23 protein-coding genes are annotated in these 21,751 nt (G+C 58.3%); 7 read left to right on the forward strand and 16 right to left on the reverse strand.

From position 1 onward, the window contains the following. Nucleotides 1-350 precede the first annotated feature (350 nt). The 5 genes from GOV79_RS13065 to GOV79_RS13085 all read right to left on the reverse strand — a co-directional run bounded on the left by GOV79_RS13065 (nt 351) and on the right by GOV79_RS13085 (nt 5,311). On the reverse strand, nt 351-647 hold the full coding sequence (locus GOV79_RS13065; RefSeq protein WP_170790111.1) for a hypothetical protein: 297 nt from the start codon (nt 645-647) through the stop codon (nt 351-353). A gap of 154 nt (nt 648-801) precedes the next feature. After that, complete coding sequence (locus GOV79_RS13070; protein WP_170790112.1) at nt 802-2,733, reverse strand: AAA family ATPase; 1,932 nt, start codon at nt 2,731-2,733, stop codon at nt 802-804. 57 nt (nt 2,734-2,790) lie between these two features. Next, on the reverse strand, nt 2,791-3,912 hold the full coding sequence (locus GOV79_RS13075; RefSeq protein WP_170790113.1) for a hypothetical protein: 1,122 nt from the start codon (nt 3,910-3,912) through the stop codon (nt 2,791-2,793). Beyond that, nucleotides 3,912-4,217, reverse strand: coding sequence for a hypothetical protein (locus GOV79_RS13080; protein ID WP_170790114.1), 306 nt, complete (start codon nt 4,215-4,217; stop codon nt 3,912-3,914). Before GOV79_RS13080 ends, GOV79_RS13075 begins: the two co-directional genes overlap by 1 nt. An 11-nt stretch (nt 4,218-4,228) precedes the next feature. Further along, nucleotides 4,229-5,311, reverse strand: a complete 1,083-nt coding sequence (locus GOV79_RS13085; RefSeq protein WP_170790115.1) for a coiled-coil domain-containing protein — start codon at nt 5,309-5,311, stop codon at nt 4,229-4,231. 270 nt (nt 5,312-5,581) lie between these two features. Between GOV79_RS13085 and GOV79_RS13090 the strand changes: the two genes are divergently transcribed. Continuing rightward, nucleotides 5,582-7,765 carry an esterase-like activity of phytase family protein gene (locus tag GOV79_RS13090; RefSeq protein WP_170790116.1) on the forward strand — a complete coding sequence of 728 codons (2,184 nt, stop codon included), beginning with the start codon at nt 5,582-5,584 and terminating at the stop codon, nt 7,763-7,765. Nucleotides 7,766-7,838: 73 nt separating this feature from the next. On the opposite strand, the gene GOV79_RS22515 is transcribed toward GOV79_RS13090, so the two are convergent. The 7 genes from GOV79_RS22515 to GOV79_RS13125 all read right to left on the reverse strand — a co-directional run bounded on the left by GOV79_RS22515 (nt 7,839) and on the right by GOV79_RS13125 (nt 14,570). Further along, nucleotides 7,839-8,081, reverse strand: a complete 243-nt coding sequence (locus GOV79_RS22515) for a glycine zipper 2TM domain-containing protein (protein WP_170771051.1) — start codon at nt 8,079-8,081, stop codon at nt 7,839-7,841. Nucleotides 8,082-8,336: 255 nt separating this feature from the next. Then, a complete protein-coding gene (locus GOV79_RS13100; RefSeq protein WP_170790117.1) occupies nt 8,337-8,804 on the reverse strand; it encodes an Hsp20 family protein in 468 nt (155 codons plus the stop codon). Between the two features lie 123 nt (nt 8,805-8,927). Continuing rightward, the gene (locus tag GOV79_RS13105; RefSeq protein WP_170790118.1) at nt 8,928-9,740 is read right to left on the reverse strand and encodes a trypsin-like serine peptidase; all 813 of its coding nucleotides are present in this window, start codon (nt 9,738-9,740) and stop codon (nt 8,928-8,930) included. Then, the gene (locus GOV79_RS13110; RefSeq protein ID WP_408015520.1) at nt 9,737-10,456 is read right to left on the reverse strand and encodes a trypsin-like serine peptidase; all 720 of its coding nucleotides are present in this window, start codon (nt 10,454-10,456) and stop codon (nt 9,737-9,739) included. Before GOV79_RS13110 ends, GOV79_RS13105 begins: the two co-directional genes overlap by 4 nt. 180 nt (nt 10,457-10,636) lie before the next feature. Then, complete coding sequence (glcF, locus tag GOV79_RS13115; protein ID WP_170790119.1) at nt 10,637-11,959, reverse strand: glycolate oxidase subunit GlcF; 1,323 nt, start codon at nt 11,957-11,959, stop codon at nt 10,637-10,639. A gap of 4 nt (nt 11,960-11,963) precedes the next feature. Then, complete coding sequence (locus tag GOV79_RS13120) at nt 11,964-13,064, reverse strand: FAD-binding protein (protein WP_170790120.1); 1,101 nt, start codon at nt 13,062-13,064, stop codon at nt 11,964-11,966. A gap of 66 nt (nt 13,065-13,130) precedes the next feature. After that, nucleotides 13,131-14,570 carry an FAD-linked oxidase C-terminal domain-containing protein gene (locus GOV79_RS13125; protein ID WP_170790121.1) on the reverse strand — a complete coding sequence of 480 codons (1,440 nt, stop codon included), beginning with the start codon at nt 14,568-14,570 and terminating at the stop codon, nt 13,131-13,133. 82 nt (nt 14,571-14,652) lie between these two features. On the opposite strand from GOV79_RS13125, the gene GOV79_RS13130 reads away from it, so the two are divergent. Both GOV79_RS13130 and GOV79_RS13135 read left to right on the forward strand, forming a co-directional pair. Beyond that, nucleotides 14,653-15,351 carry a DUF599 domain-containing protein gene (locus GOV79_RS13130; RefSeq protein WP_170790122.1) on the forward strand — a complete coding sequence of 233 codons (699 nt, stop codon included), beginning with the start codon at nt 14,653-14,655 and terminating at the stop codon, nt 15,349-15,351. Nucleotides 15,352-15,386: 35 nt separating this feature from the next. Further along, on the forward strand, nt 15,387-15,734 hold the full coding sequence (locus GOV79_RS13135) for a hypothetical protein (protein WP_170786363.1): 348 nt from the start codon (nt 15,387-15,389) through the stop codon (nt 15,732-15,734). Nucleotides 15,735-15,736: 2 nt separating this feature from the next. Here GOV79_RS13135 and GOV79_RS13140 read toward each other — a convergent pair whose 3' ends face one another. The 4 genes from GOV79_RS13140 to GOV79_RS13155 all read right to left on the reverse strand — a co-directional run bounded on the left by GOV79_RS13140 (nt 15,737) and on the right by GOV79_RS13155 (nt 18,603). Next, nucleotides 15,737-16,222 carry a flavodoxin family protein gene (locus GOV79_RS13140; protein WP_170790123.1) on the reverse strand — a complete coding sequence of 162 codons (486 nt, stop codon included), beginning with the start codon at nt 16,220-16,222 and terminating at the stop codon, nt 15,737-15,739. Nucleotide 16,223: 1 nt separating this feature from the next. Next, nucleotides 16,224-16,694, reverse strand: coding sequence for a 23S rRNA (pseudouridine(1915)-N(3))-methyltransferase RlmH (rlmH, locus tag GOV79_RS13145; protein ID WP_170771073.1), 471 nt, complete (start codon nt 16,692-16,694; stop codon nt 16,224-16,226). A 44-nt stretch (nt 16,695-16,738) separates the two neighbouring features. Further along, entirely contained in the window at nt 16,739-17,098 is a 360-nt protein-coding gene (gene rsfS, locus GOV79_RS13150) for a ribosome silencing factor (RefSeq protein ID WP_058276550.1), read from the reverse strand. Between the two features lie 155 nt (nt 17,099-17,253). After that, a complete protein-coding gene (locus tag GOV79_RS13155) occupies nt 17,254-18,603 on the reverse strand; it encodes a mechanosensitive ion channel family protein (protein ID WP_170790124.1) in 1,350 nt (449 codons plus the stop codon). A gap of 90 nt (nt 18,604-18,693) precedes the next feature. On the opposite strand from GOV79_RS13155, the gene GOV79_RS13160 reads away from it, so the two are divergent. Genes GOV79_RS13160 through leuD form a run of 4 tightly spaced genes read left to right on the forward strand, consistent with a single transcriptional unit; the run spans nt 18,694 to nt 21,488 of the window. Next, nucleotides 18,694-18,801 (forward strand): isopropylmalate isomerase, encoded by a 108-nt coding sequence (locus GOV79_RS13160; protein WP_174819376.1) that lies wholly within the window; start codon nt 18,694-18,696, stop codon nt 18,799-18,801. Between the two features lie 43 nt (nt 18,802-18,844). Next, nucleotides 18,845-20,248 carry a 3-isopropylmalate dehydratase large subunit gene (leuC, locus tag GOV79_RS13165; RefSeq protein ID WP_170786357.1) on the forward strand — a complete coding sequence of 468 codons (1,404 nt, stop codon included), beginning with the start codon at nt 18,845-18,847 and terminating at the stop codon, nt 20,246-20,248. A 37-nt stretch (nt 20,249-20,285) separates the two neighbouring features. Then, complete coding sequence (locus GOV79_RS13170) at nt 20,286-20,840, forward strand: HdeD family acid-resistance protein (protein ID WP_170771080.1); 555 nt, start codon at nt 20,286-20,288, stop codon at nt 20,838-20,840. Between the two features lie 42 nt (nt 20,841-20,882). Continuing rightward, nucleotides 20,883-21,488 carry a 3-isopropylmalate dehydratase small subunit gene (gene leuD / locus GOV79_RS13175; protein ID WP_170790125.1) on the forward strand — a complete coding sequence of 202 codons (606 nt, stop codon included), beginning with the start codon at nt 20,883-20,885 and terminating at the stop codon, nt 21,486-21,488. Nucleotides 21,489-21,751: the final 263 nt, after the last annotated feature.

Consider the following 21,751-nt stretch of genomic DNA (forward strand, 5'->3'; position numbering starts at 1 on the left):
ATTCGCGCTGGGAGTTCACAGACAACGTTTCGTACATCAAGCATTGGTCGTATCTTCGTTTGAATGGGAGCCCAGTCGCTTCGCACGGTCGTTCCATCCCAGAATGTTAGGTAAGTCTACAATCACGAAAACGACGACGGCCAACCCAAAAAAGCTCTTCCTAAAAGCGCTCGAAGGCGTTTGACCGTCCAACTCGACTGGAATGTTGGAAAACGGCCATAACTCTCCGAACTCGGCGAAGACTATAAGCCACGCGCCCGACAAAGGCAGCGCTAGAATGTAGATGATCCTTTTCAGTCCTTTGGATTTCAAATGGCCCTATCCTTTCCTTTTTGTTGAATGAATATCGACTAATCTGCACTCGCTGTCGCACGGCGTACAAAAACAACCGCCAACACCAACAACGGCAACGCAAACGCCCGCGCGGTGATTTGCAGGTTGAACCCGATGTAAGACACCACGCTGCCCTCAAACAGGATCAGCGTCTCTTCCCATGAGGTGCCCTCGAACCCGCCACCCGCGTTCACGCCGAATTGGGTCAGGAACAGTACCGCTACGGCAGCCAAAAAACCGATCACACCCCAGCGCAAAGGCAAAATCAGGCCCAGAACAAGGGCCAAACCAATGATTGCGACTGTCAACGTCATGTCTCTTTCTCCTTTGACTGACAGAGCGCATCAGTGCGCGCTCTGACGCTCAAAGTCTGCGCGATCACATGAGGTAACAACGGCCGACCAAGAAAACGTGAAGGCATTTCAGCCAACTGATCTGGACAGTTTGATTGCTTGATCAAAGTAGCCGTCACCCTTTCCCCTCCAGATACCGTCGCTTGGCCTCTTCCATCCGACCCATCTCGCGCACAGCGTTTTCAATCGCGACCTCATCGCTCTTGTCGGCATAGCGGAACTCGCTGTCGGCGTAGCGGTTGATTTCCTGCATCACCATCTCGACCGTGATCGGCTGGCGCAGCTCCTCGATCATGCCCTTCTTGGTGTCGTAGTCGCGGAACAGGAACAGGTCGGGGTTCTCCATCCACTCATCCGGCAGTTCGAAATCCATCGCACGGACCTTGACCGCGTCGGTGATGTTCTTGATCGCGCGACCCGTAAACCGCTCGTCCGCCTGCTGGATCGCCTTGAGGTAGGTGCCCAGCTTGGCAATTGTGTCCATCTGGCCGATCTCACCGGAAACCCGGTCATAGACCTGTAGCAAGGCGTCCTCATGCGGGCGGGAGTGGCTTTCGAAACTGGCGGCGACGGCCTTTTTAATCTCCTGCGCGGCATAGGCGTCGTGTTCACCCAGCGGGATATCGTGGTTGCGGCCCATTAACAGGTGCAGGATGTCGATGTAATCCTCGCGCGTTTGCGGCCCGTCCACCAGGAACCGCGCGCCCGCCCGCTGGCGTAGGGCGTCGTCCACATTCTCGGGGTAGTTCGAGAACATGCCAAAGGTGCAATTGCCGCGCACAACAGTGTTGGCACCTGCAAAGCTTTCCATCAGCACGGCGGTGATTTCCAGTTGGCCCGCGCTGGACTGCCGGTCGCCGCGTTTGCCTGCCAGTTGGTCGATATCATCGATGGTGCCAAAGCCGATAACCGAGGGGTCGATGATCGTGTTGATAAACGCCTTGGCGTTCTGACCGGACTTGCCCTGATAGCTGTCTATATTGTCGGTGCTCAGGTTTTGATAGCGGAACGGATAGCCCGCGTTCTGGCAATATTCGTTGATCAACCCGGCCATCATCTGGATCAGGGTGGTCTTGCCGGTGCCCGGTTTGCCGTCGCCCATGAAGGTAAAGATGAACCCGCCCAACTCGGCAAACGGGTTCAGGCGGCGGTCAAAATCATAGGCCATGAGCATCTTGGCCAGCTTCATCGCCTGATATTTGGCGATATGGTTGCCGACCACTTCGTTCGGTTTCTTGAACGTCATGGTCAGGGTGGTGGATTTGGCTTTGGAGGCGGGTTCGAACCCCCGGATCGTCAAGTCATCCGCCTCGATATGCCAGGCGGCGTTCTGGAACGGGGTCAAATGACCCGCCGACTGCGCGCGTAGGGCGGCCTTGTCCATCAGTTGTTCGGCATAGGCGCTGGTGGCCGCGATCAGATGCGCATCGTCCGGGGCGTGTTTCGCCAACATCTGATCCAGCTCCCACAAGGCACCGTGCAGCGCAAGCTGGCCATTGTCGGTCAGAATCTCTTCAATCTCGCCCAGATCAACGGTGGTTTCGCCCAGATGGGACGACATCAGATACGCCAGTGCATTGCCGAAGGTGTGAGATGTAATCAAAGCCTCAGCCGTCAGCAATTCCGAAAACTCGCTCTTGCGCGCAGCTGGCAAATCCCCCGCCAGATTGGCGCGCTTCAGATCGGCCAGAGCGGTTTGCTCCGCATAAGCCTCGGCCACGGCCAGGGCGATGGCAATCGCGCGGCGCACAGCCTGCTGCGTCGTGGCCTGTTGCGGAGAAACCAACGCATCGCCATCATCCGCAGCCTCGATCCGCTCGACCAGATGCACCCCATCCGCGCGCACCGTGCGCCGTGTCACCAACCCCGGTGTGGTGGATCGAAACCGCCGCCCCGTCGACACGCCCGAGGACCGCTCGACCGCCGCCTCAACCGGTTTGGCAATCCGCGGCGCATGCTCGAACCCGTTCAGCAAGGCGGTCGCTGCCGGGTAATGCTTACGAATATCGTCTTCGCGCAATTCCATCTGATCTGACGTCAAACTCATCTCAAAAACTGCCCTTGCTTCTTCTGTTCAAAAATACCTCCGCCGGAGGCAAAAAATCTAATAGCGCAACACTTGCCCCGTCTTGCTGACAACGAATTTGCGCACGTCACCAAAGCCCGGCGGGTCGCGCTCTGCCAGAACCTGAAACGGGCGCTGAGGCAGGATAATCGACCGCTGCGTGCGCGTGGCCCCAGTCTCGGCCCCTTGCGCGCCAAACGGATCCAAAGCAAAAATTTCGCGCTCAACGGTCGAGAACCACCCGGCGCGTTCCTCGAAAACGTCCTCGCTCTCCAGTTCCTCGGTGGTCCAGGCCAGCGCCCAATCTTGACCCTCGGGGGCCTGAGCGTCCTCCAGCACTTGCCGCAAGGGACCGGATTGCTCGGTATAGGCCGAGGAATACATCGGCCCCACATGGATGCGGCGCAGGTGCTTGGGGTGCAGATCGTCGAAATCCTGATCGAACCCTTTGGCAATCGTCACCAGCTTCAACCCGCCCAAGGATTGCGCCATCAGATGCGCCTGCACCTCGGGCCAGCGGCGTTGGTCTTTGGGCAGAGCTGTCCTGCCACTGTCCTCCACCTGCATCATGTAGATGACCGGCAGGTTGATCTGGCTGTCATAGACCGCCCAATGGATCAGGAACTTGCGCCGCTCACCCTCATTTCCAATCCAGTGGCACTCGGGATCGTTGCGGGACCAGAACAACTGACCTTTCAGCAATTCCTCGTAATAGAGCCTTTGAGACAGCGCGAACTGCAGCTTGGTCGGAATTTCCCGGTCGCCAATGATCGTCCGCACCATGTCGGTTTTCAGATCGTCTTCCGAGGGCATATTCGCCAGATGCACCTTCGCCTGCTGCGCGTCGTTGGCCATGGTCAGCAATTCGGCCGACACCGGAAACCCGCTGTCGCGCTTGTCCATGGCGAGGCTGCCAAAGAACCGCCCCGTATCGCGACCGACCAGCAGGTATTTCATGCTGAGCGCCCTAAAGGTGTAGAGCAGCCCCGAAAGGTAGCGCGACACGATCCGCACCTCTTGCTTGCTGATGGCGCCCTCCGCCTCCATCGTCGCGGCCACGCGCAGGAGGTGGACGGAGATCACCTCGAATTTGCGGAAATATCGGCGCGAGGCGAAGGTGTCAGTCAGGCCGACATGGTCTTGGGTGGGGTTAGTCTCCATTAGTCTCCACCGTCTCCGTCCCCATCCGCGTCTCCTGAGTGATACCCATCAGTGTCATTGTGGAACGCGATTTCGGCCGAAACCGGGTCTTCCTTTTTGTAAATTTGATAGACCAAGTGCCCGATCCCTGCGAACACTGCGATCCCAATAGCCGGAGCCCAAAGGGACTCCGTGATCCAGTAGAAAATTACGCCAAGGCCGATAGCGAACCAGCGCAGGATCATCGCATTCTCTACCCATGCGGGAAGCTGAATGTCCCTGCGCGCAAGACCCGATGTATAACGGTTATTGGTGTGTTTAGTCACAACGGTGACCCTCAAGAACCCCCATACAAATTCTTATCATGCTTCTCGACAATCGAGGCAAACCGGCGGGCAAAGCGCTCATCCGCCTTGGCCTTTTTCTCCAGCACATCGCGGGCAAAGACCATGTGGCCTTCGTGCGCCTCAAGCATGTCGGCCATTTTCTGGTTGGTCGCGGTGCCGATGGCGGCCATCGCCGTCTGCGCCTCTTGGTCCGTCTGCACGCCGATCTCGTTGATGCGGTGGGCCACGTCCTGCTGCTGCGCGGTTTTCAGCGATTTGGTCAGGGCGTCATACAGCACCACGCGCTGTTGCGTGTCTGTCTGCAGCTTGTTGATCAGCACCATCTGCGTCGCCGCCTGGTTTTGCAGTGAATCGACCCAGGTTTTGCCCTTTTCGATATAGCGCTCCAGCGTTTGCGATTTGGCCAGCTTGACCTGTTCCTCCTGAACCTTGGCGTTGTATTGCTTGTTCAGCTCGGCCAATTCAGTCTCTAACTGGGTCCGCGCGGCGGCGTCCTGTTCGACGCTGATCTTGTTCTCAAGCGTGATAATCGTCGGGTCCATGCCTTGGATCTCGGCACGCAAGGCCTCCAACTCGGCCACGGTGGCCTCGCGATCATCCAGCGTGACGGTCAGGTTGTCCTCGACCTTCACGCGCTGTTCTTCCAGCACCGACAGTTGGCCTTCCAGCAACTTTACGATCACGTCCGATTTGGCAATCAGGTCCTGCAGCTTGTCGTCAATATTGGCCGTGCGCATCCGCTCCTGCCGCATCGACTCGGATTTGCCCTTGGCGAAGATGCCCACAAACGACTCCCACCCGGTTTTCGAGCGCATCTCGTCGAAATCCTTGGAAAACGCGTTGGTGACGTCGTCCAGCCCCATAATCAGCTCAGCAATATTGGCGTTCATCACCTCGGTATGGGCATGTACGTCTTCAAGCGTGGCGTTTTCGATGTCGATATCTGCCTCGGCCGTGCCAATCTTGGCCCGCGCCGCGTCAATCCGCGAGGTCAGGCTTTCGATCTGCGACTGGCTTTCACGCACTTTCGTCTGCGTTTCTTCGATCAAGGCGTCAAATTGATGGTTCGACATCTGCTATCCCTTTTTTTGTTAAAATCCCCAATAAGATAGGCAATGTTACGCCTATTTACATCCCCTTGGGCGGAAAATTCCTGCAAAGACTGGCAAAAATACATGGCAAAAGATAGACCCTGCAATCTGGGCGCGACCTGAAACGAACAAACGCATCGCGGCAGCAAGAAGGCAGCCCATCTTGTCACCAATTTGAAACAAAACCGTCACGCCAGCGTAATGAACCACGTCCATCCCCCCTTGCAACTAAGCAAGAGAGGATACCAACCGATGTCATTGCGCTGTGTCTGTCTGACATCTGCCTTGGCCCTGACCGCCGGTCAGGCCGTGGCAGAGATGAATTTCAACCGAATTGCGTCATTTCCAGTTGTGAAGAACATGGCTGAGGGTGCGGATATGAACCGCGAAACCTCGCCTGAGATTATCGCGGCGACTGCAGATGGCATGACGCTGGTCTATACCGACAGCCCGCTGGGCGTGATCGGTATGGTCGACATCGCCGACCCGGCGAACCCGGCACCTTTGGGTGCGATGGAGGTGGGTGGCGAGCCAACCTCAGTTGGAATCGTTGGCTCGACGGCTTTTGTTGGCGTGAACACGTCGGACAGCTACACCGCACCCTCGGGCAAGCTGATCTCGGTCGATATTGCGGGCAAAGCGCAAACCGGCGCTTGTGATCTGGGCGGTCAGCCTGACAGCGTCGCAATCGCCCCGGATGCCAGCTTTGTCGCCGTCGCCATTGAGAATGAGCGTGACGAAGATCTGAACGACGGTTTCATCCCACAGCTACCTGCAGGTGAGCTGGCTCTGGTGCCATTGAAAGATGGCGCGCTGGATTGTGCGGGCATGAAAATGGCCTCGCTGACCGGTTTGGCCGAGGTTGCGCCGACCGACCCCGAGCCCGAGTTCGTGGACATAAACAGCTTGGGTGAAACCGTCGTCACCCTGCAAGAAAATAACCACATGGCGGTTATTGCCAAAGATGGCACCGTGATCAGCCATTTCTCGGCCGGCAGTGTGGATCTGGAAGGCATCGATGCCACCGATGAACGTGGCGCGCTAATCTTCACCGAAAGCCAGCCGGGCCGCTTGCGTGAACCCGACGCTGTGAAATGGATCGACGACAACCACTTCGCCACTGCCAATGAAGGCGACTATGAGGGCGGCTCGCGTGGTTGGACGATCTTCCACAAGGACGGCACCGTTGTGTATGAGAACGGCACCGAGTTCGAGAAAGCCATCATCCAGATCGGTCACTACCCCGACAAACGCTCGGACAGCAAAGGCGTTGAGCCGGAAAGCGTGACCGCAGCCACCTTTGGCGGTACTCCGATGATCTTTGTGGGGGCCGAGCGCGCCTCGGTTGTGGGGGTCTATGACGCCACCGACCCTGCGAGCCCGGTTCTGAAACAGCTGCTGCCCTCAGGCGTTGGGCCGGAAGGTTATGTTGCCATCCCCGAGCGCAATCTGCTGATCTCAGCCAACGAAAAAGACCTGATCGAAGATGGAGGCCCGCGTGCGCATGTCTCGATTTTTGAGTATCAGGACGCCCCCGCCAACTATCCGCATTTGACCTCGGAAGGCGCGGATGAGCTGATCGGTTGGGGCGCCCTCTCCGGTCTGGTCGCGGATGAGGACGGCATGATCTATGCGGTCAATGACAGCTTCTACGGCTTCCAGCCTTCGATCTTTAAGATCGACCCTAGCCAGCAACCCGCCCGCATCGTGGACGTGATCCGCATTCACCGTCAGGACGGCAACCCGGCGCAAAAGCTGGACCTTGAGGGCATCACGCTGGATGGCAAGGGTGGCTTCTATGTCGCGTCCGAAGGGCGGACCGACAGCGTTATCCCGCACGCGATCTACCACGTCTCTGCTGAAGGCAAGATCAAGGACCGCAAAGGCGAGATCGGCCTGCCGCCTGAACTGATGGCAGTCGAGAAGCGTTTCGGTTTCGAGGGCATAACCAAAGTCGGCGAAACCCTGTGGATGGCCGTACAGCGCGAATGGAAGGACGACCCGGAAAACCACGTGAAACTGGTCGCGTACAATCTGGACACCAAGGAATGGGGTGCAGTGCACTATCCCAAGGCTGACCCGGAAAAAGGCTGGGTCGGTCTGTCGGAGATCGTGGCCTTTGGTGATCATGTCTATGTCATCGAACGCGACAACCAGCACGACCACCGCGCCGTGACCAAAAAGATCTATCGCATCCCGCTGTCAGAAATGACCCCTGCCCCGCTGGGTGGTGAACTGCCAGTGGTCACCAAGGAAGAGGTCCGCGACCTGCTGCCAGACCTGACCTCAACGGGCGGCTACGTGCTGGACAAGATCGAAGGTCTGGCCATCCTGCCTTCGGGCGAGGCTTTCGTGATGACCGACAATGACGGCGTCGACGATGCCTCGGGCGAGACGATGTTCTGGTCGATCGGTCAGGTGACGGCTGGGAACTGAAGCACATATTCCTAAATTAAAAGCGCCGCGCATTACCTGCGCGGCGCTAAACTGTTCAGCATGTAACTTTTCGTCAGTTGCAAGCCGACTGACCTGCATACATTCCAAGTCCGGCACCTGCCGCAGTCGCCAGTGTTTGACCTGAACCGCCGCCAAAGCGATTGCCGACAACGCCACCAAGAGCCGCGCCACCCAAAATACCTGCTGCGCAACGCGCATCGTGCTGGACCTGGGCCTGTGTTGGCGTCGTTGGCGCCCCGCACGCCGCTAACGCAAGCGTGCCCACAAGCAAGCAAGATACAGTTACTTTCTTCATTTCAGATTCCTTCCATTCACTCGCACTCAATTGTCCTTACTTTTGGTCATGTAAGACCCAACGAACCCCTACCCACCACGGGACTGACCCAGATCAAGACGGCTGGGTTCAAGTAACTCGTTGAACATTCAACCTCTGCACTATTGCGCAGGATCGATATTGGTTTGGGGAACAACGCCCCGCGTCTGGAGGAACGCGGGGCGTGCAGTCTGCGATAGCCCCGAGAGGCAGGACTATCGCGGTGGTCGGACGGCCTTAGTTCACGGCTTTGGCGTCAACCACGTCCTTTTCGATGGCCTGACCAGACGAAATCTGTATCCGGCGCGGCTTGAGAGCTTCGGGCACCTCGCGTTTGAGGTCGATGTTCAACATGCCGTTCTCGTGGCTGGCACCGGTGACGCGCACGTGGTCGGCCAGCGCAAAGCGGCGCTCGAACGCGCGGGTGGCAATGCCGCGATGCAGGTAAGAGCGGTCCTTGTCCTCGGCAGCTTTCTTGCCGGCCACGATCAGGGCGTTTTCCTTCACTTCGACCGAAAGATCGGCCTCGGCAAAACCGGCGACAGCGACGGAAATCCGGTAGGTGTCAGCATCGGTTTTTTCGATGTTATAGGGCGGGTAGCTGGGCTGAGCCACGTCATTGGTCAGAACGCGATCCATCATGTCGGCGATCTGGTCAAAGCCAATGGTTGCGCGGTGCAGCGGAGCAAAATCAAAAGTACGCATGTGTCATATCCTCAAGTCTGAGCGATCTACGATATGCCCTCCGGTTCGGACGGGCGGTTTGCTGTATCAGGCCCCGTTCGTGGCGACCCGATACAGTTCACATGGGTAACGATTTGGCCGAGTTCAACCCCCGCCGGGGCTGATGAATTTCGCACCGGAATTGGACTTGCCCGACCCGACCTGTAGACGATTGATCGAGGCTTTGGGCTGCGGTGCGTCGCGGCGCAGATCGGCCTTCAGTTCCGAGACAATTCCGGCCAGTTCCATGCCAAACCCAACCTTGCGGCCATTAACTGCGCCAACCGCCGAAACCACCGACAGAATCTGCCAGCGCGACCCTTTGCGCGCCAACAGGGCCGAGCCCGAAGACCCAAAGGTGATATCGCAGTTAAACAGGATTAGCCCCTCCACTCTTTGCAGAATATCGCAGGACCGTTCTCGGGTAATCGCCTCGGATCGACCCCGCCCGTATGAGGCCAGGCTGACCTCACCCCCCGTCACACGCCCGCTGTGCAAGGCAAAAGGGTCCGCAACGGAAAGAGGGATCGGTTGTTCCAGCTTCATCAGGGCAACGTCGGCCCGAACGCCAGCATTCGAAAGCGATGGATGCTTGGCATAGTCGGGATGAACTGCGATCTGTACAACCTTTCGGTCTGCCAGCGATTGCCCCTGACTTAGACCCGCGCGGAACGTCACCTGCCCCGGCGCATAGGGTCGGCCCGTTGCCCTATCCAGCGCACAATGCGCGGCGGTCAGTACAATGTCCTGCGCGATCAGGGTGCCAGTGCAAAAGCCTTGGGTTCCGATATCCAGACGCCCGACCGCTTCCCAACCATAGAGGTCTTCCCGGTCGGTCAGCTTGCGCTTGGCACTTTGGGCGCTTGCGGTTGTCGCCATCACCAGCAGACACAATAGGGTCGCAAGAATACGCGTCACGGTTTGATAAACCTCGCACCCACATTGTTGCGGGCCGCCCCTGGCGGCGTGTCGGCGATGAACCCGCGCCCTGCGGATAATTCACGGTGCAGAACATCCAGTGAATCCTCGACCGTTGTGCCCACGGCCACACGTTGGCCATTGAATTCGGCCTTGGCAGCCACGACCGAGACGATGCGCGGGCGGTCGCCTTTGAACGAAAACACAGGCGCCCCGGACGCGCCGAATTCCACATCACAGGACATCACCAAAACGTCCGAACGTCGGGTCATGACCGAGCAGACCTCTTGCAACGATGGCGCTTCAGCCCGGTCCTGCGCGTATGAGACCACGCCAACCTCTTCCCCTCGCGCCGGGCGTGCGCCGGTTTCAAACGGGATGACGGTGGTGTTGCGGATCGGTTGCCACAGCTCGACCAGCGCGATATCGCTGCCAATCCGGGCAGTGGAGTCCTCGCCAAACTGGTATTCGGGATGAATGACAGCTCGCCGCGCCGCCCGATAGGCCGACGCTCGACCCAAGCGCCATGCGGCTAGAAACTCGACATCTGACAAGTTCACGCGTTGGCCAGTAACCTTGTCGAACAAACAATGCGCGGCGGTCAGTACAAGAGTCGGCGAAATCAGGGTGCCTGTGCAAAACCCGGCACCGCCGATATCCAGCCGCCCAACAGCCATCCACGCGCGCCCGGCATCGGTGGTTTCCAGGCTTTTCAACCTTGAATCCTGTGCCGTGGCGGGCATTGGCATCAGTGCCAGGGCTAAGACCTTGATCCAGTTTCGCAAGCGGTTCTCCGGCGTAGCTTCGACTTATCCTCCTACGCAGTGCGTAAGGCGAAAATAGGGCGCTTGCTTGACAGCCGGGATCTGAACGCGACCGTAGTCGTCTTCAGACACCTACCTTAAGATCGGCACCTCGCGGTCCGGCCTGTGGTCCTGCTGCATGGCCCTTGGCAGGGGCCCTCCGGTCGTCCAGTCCAACAACTCGACCGTGTGCAGAATCGGAACCTCGGTAGCCGATCCGATCTGCATCATACATCCGATGTTGCCTGCGGCAATCACATCAGGGTTACCAGCCTCCAGCGTCCTGACCTTGCGTTGTTTGAGTTTCCCGGAAATCTCGGGCTGCATCAGGTTGTAGGTTCCGGCGCTGCCACAGCACAGATGGCTGTCCGCAGGTTCGACCACAGTAAACCCTGCACGTTTCAAAAGGTCCTTAGGATAGGTTTTGATTTTCTGACCATGCTGCAACGAACAGGCTGCGTGATAGGCCACAGTCAGACCCTTTTCGCCACCTTCGGGCATATCCAGCTGCATCAGTAGCTCGCTGATATCCATGGCAATCTCCGACACCCGCGCCGCATCTTTGGCCAACGCGTCATTGCGGAACATATGCCCGTAGTCCTTCACGGTCGTTCCACAGCCCGAAGTGTTGATGACGATGGCATCCAACCCGTCCCCGTCCATCTCGGCCACCCAAGCGCGGATATTGGCAGCGGCCGCTTTGTGGCTGTCATCGGACTTGCCCATGTGATGCGTCAGCGCCCCGCAACAGCCTGCGCCCTCGGCCACCACGACCTCACACCCCAGCCGGGTCAGCAAACGGATGGTGGCATCGTTGATATCAGTGTTCAGCGCCTTTTGCGCGCACCCCGTCATAAGCGCGACACGCTTTTTGTGCGCACCCTTGGGGGCAAAGCTTTGCGGGTCGTCGTTGCGACTGACCGGAGGGATATGTTTTGGCGCCATATCCAGCATCGCCCGCAACCGCGCATCTGGCATCAGGAATTTGAACGGACGGCCCAGCTTAGCCCCGATCAAAGCCCATCGGAACCGCATCGGATAAGGCAGGATCTGCGCCAGCACCCAGCGCAGGGCGCGGTCGGTGAAGGGCCGTTTGTAATTCTGTTCGATATATTCACGCGCGTGATCGACCAGATGCATGTAATGCACACCGGACGGGCACGTGGTCATGCAGGCCAGACAGGACAGGCAGCGGTCGATATGTTTGACCGTTTTCTCATCCGGCACACGCTCGTTTTCCAGCATGTCCTTGATCAGGTAAATCCGCCCGCGCGGGCTGTCCAGCTCATCGCCCAGCACCTGATAGGTGGGGCATGTGGCGGTGCAAAACCCGCAATGGACGCAGTTGCGCAGGATCTCGTTCGAGCGCTGAATCGCCGGGTCTTGCAGTTGTTTTTCAGTGAATATTGTCTGCATCTGTTTACCCCATCAGACCCGGGTTGAACAACCCGCGCGGGTCGAAACGCTGTCGAATGCCCTTTGTCAGAGCCTGAACTCCGGGGCTTTCCGGCTGAAAACGCCCCAGGACCTCAATCGTTTCCGCATTTGCTCTGACCAAGGTCGCGTGACCGTCAAATGCGCCGACGCGTGCGCGCAGGTCCGTGCCTTTGGGCACCAGCGCCCAGATCAGCCCGCCGCCCCAGTCATAGAGGGTTCGATCCGCTCCAATCCGCTGCGCAATCCCGGTCGCATCCGAAGGTTTGACCGAAATCCGCCACACATCCCCATCCACACCATGAAACGCAGATACGTCCCGAATGGCCTGCCACCGCTCGACCGAGCCATCGATCTCAGCAATCTCTCCGAAAACGGCCAATGTCGATTTCAACTGCTCAACACGATAGGCGACAGAGTCCGTGAACCCTTCGACCCTCAGAAGAACCCGCATCTCTTGCGGGTCATAGGCCGCACCCGACACTTCGAAAGGGGATTTCAACGCCGCTGACATCACCGCAACAGCCGCGCTGACATCATCAGCGCGCAAGGCCAATGTCGCCACCGCCTCTGGCTTGGGCAGCACTTTCAGCGACACTTCGGTCAGAACACCCAACGTGCCCCATGACCCGCCCATCAGTTTGACAAGATCATAGCCGGTGACGTTTTTCATCACCCGCCCGCCATTCTTGACCACATGGCCCTTGCCATCGACATATCGCACGCCCAACAGGAAATCACGGCAAGCCCCGGCCTGAATGCGGCGCGGGCCTGAGATATTAGCGGCCACGACACCGCCAATGGTCGGCGCACCATTCGTGCCCAACAGACCGCGATGATCCATCGGTTCAAACGCCAATTGCTGCCCTCCGGCCTCTAACGCCGCCTCGACCTCGGCCACCGGAGTACCGGCCTGCGCCACAATCGTCAGCGCACCCGGCTCATACAGGGAAATACCGCTCAGTCCGCCGGTTTCGATGGTCATCTCGGGCCCGCCGATCCCGCGGGATCCACCACCGGCAATTCGCACGGGGCCCTGCAGCCCGGCCACTATTTCGGCCAGTTCGGCCTCTGTTTCAGGTCTCATGACATTTCTTCTGTTCAAAAATACCTCGGGGGAATCGCGGCTTGCCGCGATGGGGGCAGCGCCCCCTTACTCGGCTGCAATCCGGCGCGCCTCAGACACATCCAGCGGGAACACCTTGGCCGGGTTCAGCAACCAGTTCGGATCAAACACATCCTTGACGGCCATCTGCGCTTCAAGGTCCGCTGGCGCGTATTGATGCGACATCAGATCCCGTTTTTCGATGCCCACACCATGCTCGCCGGTCAGGCAGCCACCCACATCCACGCACAGCTTCAGGATTTCCGCGCCGAACGCCTCGCATTTCTCGAGATCGCCAGGCTTGTTGGCATCAAACAGAATCAACGGGTGCATATTGCCGTCGCCCGCGTGGAATACGTTGCCCACCGGAAGGCCATATTCCTCGCTCAGCTCTCCGATACGGCGCAGTACCTGCGGCAAGGCAGAAACTGGGATCGTCCCATCGAGGCACATGTAATCGTTCATCTGCCCCATCGCGCCAAAGGCGGATTTTCGGCCCAACCAGATTTTCGCGCTTTCCTCAGCCGACTGACTTTCGCGCAGCTCGACCGGATTGTGACGCTTGGCAATCTCTATGATTTTGGACAGCTGATAGTCGATCTCGGCCTCTGATCCTTCGACCTCGACAATCAGCAAAGCATGGCAATCGGGATAGCCCGCCTGCGCAAAATTCTCACACGCCTTGATGCACAGTGTATCCATGAATTCGATCGCCACCGGCAGAATGCCCGATTTAATAATGTCAGAGACACATTGCCCGGCGACTTCGTTGTCATCGAACCCCATCAGCACGGGCCGCGCACCCTCGGGCTTTCGCAGAATTCGCAACGTTGCCTCGGTCACAACGCCTAACTGCCCTTCCGAACCACAGATCACGCCCAGCAGGTCCAACCCGCCCGCGTCCAGATGCGCGCCGCCGATCTCGACCACGCTGCCGTCCATCATCACCATTTTGACGCCCAACAGATTATTTGTGGTCACGCCATACTTCAAACAATGCGCCCCGCCCGAATTCATTCCAATATTGCCCGCTATCGCACAAGCCAGCTGCGATGAAGGATCAGGAGCATAGAAGAAGTCTTCCGCCTCCACCGCGCCGGTCACGCTCAGGTTGGTGCGGCCGGTCTGCACGCGGATGATGCGGTTGTCATAGTCGGTCTCCAACACAGCGTTCATCCGGGCAATGCCCAGAATAACACTGTCAGCCGTGGGCAACGCCCCACCCGCCAGCGAGGTACCCGAGCCGCGCGGCACCACCGGAACCCCCTCTTCATTGCAGATGCGCAGCACGTCCGAAACTTCGCCGGTCGTAGACGGCAGCACCGCCAGCATCGGAGGGCAACGATAAGCTGTCAGCGCGTCGCATTCATAAGCGCGCGTCTCGGCCGGGTCGTGAATAACGGCGTCTTCAGGCAGCACTTGCAGCAAACGGCGCAACACCGCATCCTTTCGGCGCAGAACGTCAGGGTTAGGCGTCGGCATTTCCATGGCTGATCCTCCAGTTTGGTAAAATAATATTACCAATTTTCCGATCTGGCAAGTTTTTCCCGTAAAACGTAGGGTCCAATGCATGTCCTGGATTTATCAATCAATGCCCTTCGCACCTTTGGATTTCGTCGGTATCGCCCTGCTGATCGGCGCGTGGCTGGGGATCGGCTGGCGGATCGAAAACCCGTCACCGAACAAGCCCTCGGTTGGAATGATCATGGACGACTACCGCCGAGACTGGATGAAAGAAATGGTGACCCGTCAGCCGCGCATGTTTGACGCGCAGGTCGTCGGCACGATGCGGCAGGGCAGCACGTTCTTTGCCTCAACCACGATGATTGCCATCGGGGGTGGACTAGCTCTGCTGGGCAACACAGAGCACCTGGCCGGGCTGGCGCAGGATCTGGCACTGGGAACCGCGCCCGCGCTGGTGTGGGAGGTCAAAATTCTTGTGATCCTGCTGTTTTTGGCGAATGCTTTTCTAAAATATGTCTGGGCACACCGGTTGTTTGGCTATTGCGCCGTATTGATGGCGGCTGTGCCAAATGACCCTGAAGAGCCCACCGCCTATCCGCGCGCCGCCCAAGCGGCCGAGATTTGCGTCACCGCCGCGCGTAGTTTCAATCGTGGTCTGCGGGCGACCTATTTTGCGCTGGCTTCTGTTGCATGGATCTTGGGCCCCTATGCGCTGATTGCGGGCACGGTGATCACGCTGGCTATGCTCTATCGGCGTGAATTCGCGTCGCATTCCCGCACAATTCTCCTCAACACCGGATCGTGATCCCTCAGTTCACCACAAAAGGTTAAGTTCATATCATGAGATATCTTGTTCTGAGCGCCCTTCTGGCCACTCCGGCCCTTGCAGATGACCCCGTGATCGAAGCCGTCACCGCGAAATCAAACGGTGGCACATGGCGATTCGATGTGACCGTCTCACATCCTGAAACCGGGTGGGATGACTATGCAGATGGCTGGCGTGTGCTGGATATGGAGGGGAAAGAGCTGGGACTGCGCGTGCTGCATCACCCGCATGAGAATGAACAGCCCTTTACGCGCTCACTAAGCGGTGTGGCGATCCCGGCGGGCACGTCGCAAGTGCAGGTACAGGCCCGCACCAATACCGATGGCTGGGCCAAAAATACCTTTGTGGTCGACCTGAACTGAAGTCAGAACACGCCCATCTGCAAACCGGCGGCCATGGCAAGACCCAGCTCGCGGCAATTTTCAAGCTGGTCGTCGGGGATGGTTTTCTTGGCCAGAATCGCCTCGGGTGTTTGCGCATGGGTGCAGATGATCAGCGGCGGCTGCACCTCTTTCAACCGCCAACCGGTTGCGATGCGGGCGGTTTGTCGCGCGGCGTTTTCGCCATCAGACCCGGCGCAGATCATCTGCGCATAGGGGCGGCCTTCGATCCGACCCAGCACCGGATAATAGCTGCGGTCGAAAAACTCTTTCATCAGACCCGAAATCGCGGCCAGATTCTCGGGCGCGCAGAAGATATAGCCGTCGGCTTGCAACAAATCTTCGGGTCCGGCCTGATCGGCGGGTTTCAGAACCACATCCGCCTCATCCCCTGCAGCCTTGGCTGCAGCTTCGGCCATTTGCCGGGCCCCGCCGGTGCGCGAATGGTAAATGATCAAAAGCTGCGCCATATCAGACCCGGTGATAGGGGCCGCCCGACAAAATGGTTGCGGCCCGATAGAGTTGCTCGGCCAGCATCACACGGACCAGCATATGGGGCCATACCATCGAACCAAATGAGATCGAAAAATCCGCCTCGGCACGCAGATTAGGGTCTATTCCGTCTGCCCCGCCGATGATCAGCGCCAAATCTTGCCGCCCGGCATCGCGCCAGCCGCCCAGCTTTTTGGCAAATTCCGGCGAGGACATCACACGGCCCCGTTCGTCCAGAGTACAGATGACCGCGCCTTTGGGCAGCGCCTTGCGAAGCAGCGTCGCCTCGGCGCCCATTCCAGCGTTTTTCTTGTCTTCAACCTCGATCACCCGCGCAGGACCAAGGCCCAAAGCGCGTCCGGTCCGGTCAAAGCGTGTCAGGTAATCGTCAAGCAGGGTCTTCTCGGGTCCGGCGCGCAATCGCCCGACCGCAACTATGCTAATCCGCATATCTCTCTCGCCTCCGGCCTTTCAATACAGGCCGGGATAGCGCCTCAGTTCGCCGAGGCGCTGCCGCCCTGAGGCAGCCACATCTTTTCCAGCTGATAGAATTCACGCACTTCGGGGCGGAAGATATGGACGATAACGTCGCCCGTATCGATCAGCACCCAGTCGCCGGCATCCTTGCCTTCGACCTTCGAGGTGAAACCGAATTCCTGCTTGATGCGATCCGTCAGCTTTTCCGCCATGGCCGAGACCTGACGGGTCGACCGACCCGAGGCAATCACCATGTGATCCGCAACAGAAGACTTACCTTGCAGGTTAATCTGCACGACGTCTTCGGCCTTGTCATCGGAAAGTGAGGAAAGGATACGCTCAAGCAGCTTGTCGCTGATTGACTGAGAGTGGGCCATCACGCTGGCCCCGTCATCGGCGGGCAACCCCGCCTGGGTATGTAGAGACAGGACATAGTCCTCCTTTGCTGCGCGCCATCAAATCCCGGCGCCGGGGTACTAATAAGGTAACAAGGGGAATGCAACATTTCAATGAACGCGCCATCAACGCAGCGTCAATCCTCTACGATCTGTTGCGGGTCTGCGTCGGGCAGCAGGCGCACCTCGCGCTGCGGGAAGGGCAGCGAGATACCCTCGGCCTGAAACGCATCCCAGAGCGCTAGGTAGACATTGCCGCGTATATTGGTCAGCCCCTTGGTCGGATCGCTGATCCAGAACCGCAGCACGTAGTCGACGCTGCTGTCCCCGAATCCAGTGATATGGCAGACCGGTTCATGTAGACCGCCACTCAGCACGCGGGCCACGGACTTCACTGAACGGATAGCGGTGGCGCGCACCTTGTGGGGATCGTCGCCATAGCTGGTACCAAACTCTAGATCCAGCCGCACGAACTTGTCGGAATGCGACCAGTTCACGACCTGACTGGTAATCAGATCTTCGTTCGGGATCAGGTATTCCCGCCCGTCCCGTGTCACCACCGAGACATAACGCGCGCCCAGCGCGTTGATCCACCCAAACGTATCCCCCAGCGAGATCACGTCGCCCGGTTTGATCGAGCGATCCATCAAGATGATGATTCCCGAGATCAGGTTAGACACCACCTTTTGCAGCCCAAACCCGATGCCCACACCGATCGCACCAGACAGCAGCGCGATTCCGGTCAGGTCAAACCCTAGCGTCCGGATCGCAGCCATGAAGACGGCCCCATACAGAACCACCTGAATGCCTTTGGCCAATAGCACCTGCATGGAAGGCGTGATGTCATCATTGCTTTTCAAACCACGTTCGGCTGCGCGCGTACCCACACGCGCCAACGTCAGCAGAACACCGATCAACAGCGCCGCCTTGATGATCCCCAGCACCGAGATATGCAGATCTCCAATAGAAATCGCGACTCCGTCCAAAAACTCGGCCACGTCATCAGTCAGATTCAGGGCGACAAGCGTTGCATAGACCCACATGGCCCATTTGAAGATCCGCCGCAGCGTCCGGTTGCGCACCAGTCGCGCCGCCAGCGCTATGGCCAACCACGCCGTCGCCAAAGTCGCGATAACGCCAATGATATAACTGCGGGACGGCCATGTGATCTGCTGCATGACCAGATACAGTGCCCAGGACAGCAACACGAAATAGACCAGTGTCAAGCGCTGCATCAGCTGTACTAAAACGCGCAAACGCCATTTGGGCCACCCAGTGCGCGCCCGCGCCCAAGAATCCCACCGGCCTTGCGTGAAAAGCTTAAGGCCAAATGCCAAAGCCCATAGCAATAGAATGATCACCAGCTGGTGCTGACGCCAGCCGGGCGTGACCACCAGTTCAAGAAGGTTTTCGAATTGCACAGAAAAGCCCGCGACCATGTTGTCATAAAGGTCCGACAGCGAGCTGGGGATCAGGTCTTGATTCATACCTGCAGCTTGGACAGCACAGCCCCATGATGCAAGCCTGACGCGGTTTTGAACCTTGATTGACGGCAATTGGCAATATATCTGGACGCCATGAGACTCACCGTAGCCCAGATTCAGAACCTTGAAGATCGCGCCCGTCTGCGCGAACGGTTCTATGGGGCTGCCCGCACGGTTCTGGCCCGCCTATCGGCGGCCTAAGCCACCTCGCCAGCCAATTCTCATTACATACGGGAGAGGACCGATGTCCCCCAAAACACTCTATGACAAGATCTGGGATGCCCATGTCGCGCATGAAGCCGACGATGGCACCTGCCTGCTGTATATCGACCGCCATCTGGTACACGAAGTGACCAGCCCTCAGGCCTTCGAAGGCCTGCGCATGGCGGGCCGCAAGGTGCGTGCGCCGGAAAAAACCATCGCCGTGCCGGATCACAACGTGCCCACCACGCCGGACCGCGTGAACGGGATCGAAAACCCGGAATCACGCATTCAGGTCGAGGCGCTGGACAAGAATGCCAAGGATTTCGGCATTCACTACTACCCGGTGCATGACGTCCGTCAGGGCATCGTCCACATCGTCGGCCCCGAACAAGGTTGGACCCTGCCCGGCATGACCGTTGTCTGCGGCGACAGCCACACCGCCACCCATGGCGCGTTTGGTGCTCTGGCCCACGGAATTGGTACTTCTGAGGTTGAGCATGTTCTGGCCACGCAGACTCTGATCCAGAAGAAATCCAAGAACATGAAGGTGGAAATCACCGGCAAATTGCAGCCGGGCGTGACCGCCAAGGATATCACTCTGGCTGTGATCGGTGAGACCGGCACAGCAGGCGGCACCGGCTATGTCATCGAATATTGCGGCGAAGCGATCCGCGATCTGTCGATGGAAGGCCGCATGACCGTCTGCAACATGGCGATCGAAGGCGGTGCCCGCGCGGGTCTGATCGCCCCCGATGAGACCACGTTCGAATACGTCAAAGGCCGCCCCCACGCCCCGAAAGGCGCCCAGTGGGAAGCCGCAATGGAGTGGTGGAAAACGCTTTACACCGATGAAGGCGCGCATTTCGACAAGGTCGTGACCCTGCGCGGCGAAGATATCGCGCCCGTGGTGACATGGGGCACCAGCCCCGAAGACGTGTTGCCGATCACCGCAACCGTGCCGAACCCCGAAGATTTCGAAGGCGGCAAAGTTGACGCGGCCCGCCGCTCGATCGAATACATGGGACTGGAAGCCGGTCAGAAGCTGAGCGACGTGGAAATCGACACCGTCTTTATCGGGTCTTGCACCAATGGCCGGATCGAAGATCTGCGCGCCGCTGCTGAAATCCTCAAAGGCAAAAAGATCAAGGACGGGATGCGCGCAATGGTCGTGCCCGGTTCGGGTCTGGTCCGATTGCAGGCCGAGGAAGAAGGTCTGGCCGACATCTTCAAAGAGGCCGGTTTCGAATGGCGTCTGGCAGGATGTTCGATGTGTCTGGCGATGAACCCCGACCAGTTGCAACCGGGCGAGCGCTGTGCCGCGACCTCGAACCGTAACTTTGAGGGTCGTCAGGGCCGCGGAGGACGCACCCACCTGCTGAGCCCGGCAATGGCTGCCGCAGCGGCCCTCACAGGACGGCTGACAGACGTCCGCGACTTGATGTAAGGTACCCTCATATCTAGATATTTGAGGGATTGAACAAATGAGTGACTGGATCAAATGGCTGCTGCTTGGACTTCTGTCCATCGTGTTTGGCATCTTTGTGCTGGGCGCGCCGGCGGTGGCGTCGATTGCCGTAACGGTGGTGACGGGTGTGTTGCTGCTGATCTCGGGCGCGTTGCAGGTTGTCGGCGGCTTTACCGTCGAAGGCACGGGTAACAAAATCCTGTCACTCATCATGGGTGTGGTGATGCTGTTTCTGGGCTGGTCCTTTTTGGGTCACCCGTTGCAGGGCACGCTGACGCTGGCCACCGTTTGTCTGATCCTGTTTCTGGCAGGCGGAATCGCCCGAGTTATCCTGTCGTTCCAGATGCGTGGCACTCAATATTTCTGGGCCACGCTGATTTCTGGCATCATGTCGATTGTCCTGGCGATGCTTATCTGGCGCTTTGCCACAGTCGAGCCTGCGATCATGCTGCAATTGCTGGGCATTCTACTGGGCATCGAGATGATCTTTAACGGGCTCGGCCTGGTCTTTATGGCGTTCTACGTCAAAGACGCACCCAAAGACGAAACAACAGAAGCGAAAGAAGCTTAAACGCGGGGCACGGGCGCGGCCCTCTCCCGCAGGAGTGTGAACATGGAAAAGTTTGACAAAGTCCACGGGGTGGCCGCCCCAATGCCACTGATCAATATCGACACCGATATGATCATTCCCAAAGTGCACCTGAAAACCATCAAACGGTCTGGCCTTGGCGTCGTGCTGTTCGACGAGATGCGCTATCACGACCATGGCGGCGAGAATGAAGAATTCGTTCTGAACAAACCTGCCTATCGCAACACCGAGATTCTGGTAGCAGGCGACAATTTCGGCTGCGGCTCGTCGCGGGAACACGCGCCCTGGGCGATCAAGGATTTCGGCATCAAGGTCGTGATCTCGACCAGCTTCGCGGACATCTTCTTCAACAACTGCTTCAAGAACGGCATCCTGCCCATCGTCGTCGAAGAAGAGCATCATGCGGTTCTGATGGATGACGCGCACAAGGGCGAGAACGCCCGCATGACTGTGCATCTGGAAGATCAGAAGATCACGACCTCGGACGGCGTCGAGATCGAATTTGACATCGACCCTCACCGCAAGCACTGCCTGCTGAACGGTTTGGACGATATCGGCCTGTCGATGGAAAAAGAACATCATATCGACAAATTCGAAGAGCACGCCTCTCAGGCGCGTCCGTGGGTGTGATTCTTTTAGACATCGTATGCAATGCAACTTAAAGGGGTCGCTTCGGCGGTCCCTTTCGCATTCTTGGGGTCTGAAATTCAGCAACCACAACATGTTGCGGTGACCTTAAAATAGACGACGGTTTTGCGTCAGGAATGATGCAAACCAGCACCAGTTTTGCCATCTTTTTGCCCCAAATGGAGTGTTTTCTGCACCTTGGCTTGAGCGAATTGCCTTGGGGGGTCAATGTTGGCGCTAATGAGGCATCCGTCAAAATAATCAAT

This window comes from Ruegeria lacuscaerulensis, assembly GCF_013034745.1.
Classification (GTDB): Bacteria; Pseudomonadota; Alphaproteobacteria; order Rhodobacterales; family Rhodobacteraceae; genus Ruegeria; species Ruegeria lacuscaerulensis_B.

Coding starts and splice junctions, on each gene's coding strand:
- rsfS (WP_058276550.1), bottom strand. CDS start 17,098: ATGGCCCACTCTCAGTCAATCAGCGACAAGCTGCTTGAGCGTATCCTT.
- GOV79_RS13170 (WP_170771080.1), top strand. CDS start 20,286: ATGAGTGACTGGATCAAATGGCTGCTGCTTGGACTTCTGTCCATCGTG.
- leuC (WP_170786357.1), top strand. CDS start 18,845: ATGTCCCCCAAAACACTCTATGACAAGATCTGGGATGCCCATGTCGCG.
- GOV79_RS13160 (WP_174819376.1), top strand. CDS start 18,694: ATGAGACTCACCGTAGCCCAGATTCAGAACCTTGAAGATCGCGCCCGT.
- GOV79_RS13120 (WP_170790120.1), bottom strand. CDS start 13,064: ATGAGACCTGAAACAGAGGCCGAACTGGCCGAAATAGTGGCCGGGCTG.
- GOV79_RS13065 (WP_170790111.1), bottom strand. CDS start 647: ATGACGTTGACAGTCGCAATCATTGGTTTGGCCCTTGTTCTGGGCCTG.
- GOV79_RS22515 (WP_170771051.1), bottom strand. CDS start 8,081: ATGAAGAAAGTAACTGTATCTTGCTTGCTTGTGGGCACGCTTGCGTTA.
- GOV79_RS13135 (WP_170786363.1), top strand. CDS start 15,387: ATGAGATATCTTGTTCTGAGCGCCCTTCTGGCCACTCCGGCCCTTGCA.
- GOV79_RS13090 (WP_170790116.1), top strand. CDS start 5,582: ATGTCATTGCGCTGTGTCTGTCTGACATCTGCCTTGGCCCTGACCGCC.
- glcF (WP_170790119.1), bottom strand. CDS start 11,959: ATGCAGACAATATTCACTGAAAAACAACTGCAAGACCCGGCGATTCAG.
- GOV79_RS13140 (WP_170790123.1), bottom strand. CDS start 16,222: ATGGCGCAGCTTTTGATCATTTACCATTCGCGCACCGGCGGGGCCCGG.
- rlmH (WP_170771073.1), bottom strand. CDS start 16,694: ATGCGGATTAGCATAGTTGCGGTCGGGCGATTGCGCGCCGGACCCGAG.
- GOV79_RS13070 (WP_170790112.1), bottom strand. CDS start 2,733: ATGAGTTTGACGTCAGATCAGATGGAATTGCGCGAAGACGATATTCGT.
- leuD (WP_170790125.1), top strand. CDS start 20,883: ATGGAAAAGTTTGACAAAGTCCACGGGGTGGCCGCCCCAATGCCACTG.
- GOV79_RS13075 (WP_170790113.1), bottom strand. CDS start 3,912: ATGGAGACTAACCCCACCCAAGACCATGTCGGCCTGACTGACACCTTC.
- GOV79_RS13085 (WP_170790115.1), bottom strand. CDS start 5,311: ATGTCGAACCATCAATTTGACGCCTTGATCGAAGAAACGCAGACGAAA.
- GOV79_RS13130 (WP_170790122.1), top strand. CDS start 14,653: ATGTCCTGGATTTATCAATCAATGCCCTTCGCACCTTTGGATTTCGTC.
- GOV79_RS13155 (WP_170790124.1), bottom strand. CDS start 18,603: ATGAATCAAGACCTGATCCCCAGCTCGCTGTCGGACCTTTATGACAAC.
- GOV79_RS13125 (WP_170790121.1), bottom strand. CDS start 14,570: ATGGAAATGCCGACGCCTAACCCTGACGTTCTGCGCCGAAAGGATGCG.
- GOV79_RS13100 (WP_170790117.1), bottom strand. CDS start 8,804: ATGCGTACTTTTGATTTTGCTCCGCTGCACCGCGCAACCATTGGCTTT.